This is a genomic window from Winogradskyella sp., assembly GCF_013213975.1.
GTDB lineage: Bacteria > Bacteroidota > Bacteroidia > Flavobacteriales > Flavobacteriaceae > Winogradskyella.
In genome coordinates this window covers 1-2,524 of sequence record NZ_JABSST010000149.1, presented here as the reverse complement: position 1 = coordinate 2,524, position 2,524 = coordinate 1, and the positions used below count along the sequence as shown (strand labels likewise).

General features: G+C 35.0%; 3 protein-coding genes. 2 read left to right on the top strand and 1 reads right to left on the bottom strand.

Going from position 1 to position 2,524, the window contains the following annotated elements:
• Both HRU49_RS14485 and HRU49_RS14480 read left to right on the top strand, forming a co-directional pair.
• The coding region (locus tag HRU49_RS14485; protein WP_296358417.1) for a class I tRNA ligase family protein at positions 1–1,613 on the top strand (1,613 nt) is incomplete at its 5' end.
• Between the two features lie 4 nt (positions 1,614–1,617).
• Positions 1,618–1,887, top strand: coding sequence for a SemiSWEET transporter (locus tag HRU49_RS14480; protein ID WP_296358415.1), 270 nt, complete (start codon positions 1,618–1,620; stop codon positions 1,885–1,887).
• 212 nt (positions 1,888–2,099) lie between these two features.
• Here the strand turns inward: HRU49_RS14480 and HRU49_RS14475 are convergent.
• Positions 2,100–2,524, bottom strand: a 425-nt coding sequence (locus HRU49_RS14475; RefSeq protein WP_296358414.1) for a hypothetical protein, incomplete at its 5' end; no start/stop codon positions are given.

Genomic DNA, 2,524 nt, shown 5'->3' with positions numbered 1-2,524 from the left:
GTGATTACGCTTTTGCAAAGCATTTTGGGATTGACATTCCAAATATTTTTGAAGGAGTAGATATTTCGGAAGAAGCATTTGCTGATAAGGATAAAACTATTATTGCCAATAGTGATTTTCTTGATGGTTTAAATTACAAGAAAGCAACTAAACGCGCTATTTACGAGCTTGAGCAGATAGGTCAAGGTCAAGGTAAAACCAATTACAGATTACGTGATGCTGTATTTTCAAGACAGCGTTATTGGGGAGAACCATTTCCTGCATATTACGTTGAGGGTATGCCGCAGATGATAGATGGACAGCATCTACCGTTAACACTACCTGAGGTTGAGAAATATTTACCAACCGAAGAGGGAGAACCGCCTTTAGGTCGTGCCGATATTTGGGCCTGGGACACAACCAAAAACACTGTTGTTTCTAATGATAAAATTGATAATGAAACGGTCTTTCCTTTAGAATTAAACACCATGCCAGGTTGGGCTGGAAGTTCTTGGTACTTCTTTAGGTATATGGAAGACAGGGTACGCAATGAAACTTTTGCTAGTGAAGAAGCCTTAAAGTACTGGGAAAATGTCGACTTATACATTGGTGGAAGTGAACATGCCACAGGTCACCTATTATACTCTCGTTTTTGGGTAAAGTTTTTATATGATTGCGGTTTTATAGGTGTGGATGAGCCATTTAAAAAGTTGATTAACCAAGGAATGATATTGGGAACAAGTGCTTTTGTTTATAGAGATATTGATGATACTAAATTTTATTCAAAAGGATTAATTGAAGGTAGAAATGTTCAATCGATACATTCCGATGTTTCATTTATTAATGCCTCTGATGAATTAGATGTAGAATCCTTTAAAAACTGGAGGTCGGATTACAAAGATGCCGAGTTTATATTGGAAGATGATGTATATAAAGTTGGTCGAGATGTCGAAAAGATGTCGAAATCCAAATACAACGTGGTTAATCCTGATGAGATCTGCGAGCAATATGGAGCGGACAGTTTACGATTGTATGAGATGTTCCTTGGACCTCTTGAACAATATAAACCTTGGAACACTGCTGGGATAACAGGAGTGCATGGCTTTCTTAAAAAGCTTTGGAAGTTATATAATGACGATAATGGCTTTAAAGTCACTGATGCAGAACCCACTAAAGACAATTTAAAAACGCTTCATAAAACCATTAAAAAGGTTGAGGAAGACATTGAGAATTTCTCATTTAACACCTCTGTTTCTACCTTTATGATTGCTGTAAATGAGTTAACAGCTCAAAAATGTACGAGTAAAGCAATACTAGAACCGTTATTAATTTTAGTATCGCCTTATGCCCCTCATATCTCTGAAGAGCTTTGGGAGCAATTAGGACATTCAGAATCCATATCAACAGCTGCTTTTCCAAAATTTGAAGAACAGCATTTGGTTGAAAGTTCTAAGAATTATCCGATTTCATTTAATGGAAAGATGCGCTTCACAATGGAGCTGCCTTTAGATTTAAGCAAGGATGATATAGAAGCTGCTGTGATGGCTAACGAGAAAACACAAGAACAATTGCAAGGGCGTACTCCAAAGAAAGTAATTGTTGTTCCCGGCAAGATTGTAAATATAGTAGGGTAACCATTTGAAAAATTTAAATTATATAGAAATTATAGGGCTTTGTGCAGCTGTTTTAACAACAGCTGCATTTTTGCCCCAGGTTTATAAAACTTGGAAAACCAAAGACGTAGCAGCCTTATCCTTACCAATGTTATCTATGTTTTTTGTTGGAGTATTTTTGTGGTTAGTCTATGGTTTGTTGCTTAGTAGTCTATCATTAATCTTAGCCAATAGTATTACATTGGTTTCTGTATTACTACTTTTTATCTTCAAAATTAAATACCGTAAAAAATAATTAAAATATGTGGTTAAATAGGCTTAAAAGAAATGACAAAATAGGATTGTTTTTCTTTATAGCCTTTGTGATAAGCTCATCATTGATTTGGTATTTCGAAGAGCGCTTTAATGAAGACCAATGGGCATCAAATCCTTCTCAACGTTATAAAATGGTTGATGACTTAATCGAATCTCAGATACTTTTAAATCTAACAAAGACTGAAGTGAAAGTTATTCTTGGAGAACCATATTCACAATCCAATGATGATCAAGATGTTTTTGTTTATTTGTTTTAAGAGCTTCCGATTTATTTATTCTTTCTTGTTCAGAAGTTTCCCAAGTAGATTTCATCATTTCATAATAAGGAGATCCTTTTCCATATGTTTTATTGAATTGACCTCTATTACTTATATTAGATAAAGCATCATTAACTAAACCAGCTCCCGCTTGTTTGTCCATTAACGTTTGAGATAATTCATCTTGGAATTTTTGTCTATTAATCATTTCATCTTGACCGGCACCAGCATAAAATTGTTGTCTATTACCTCTTCTAACAGATTGATCAGCAGCAGCAATATTAGTAAATTGATCATATAACTGACTTTGAGCTCTGCCTAAATTTCCTAAAGCTACTCCGGCATTACCACCAGCTAATC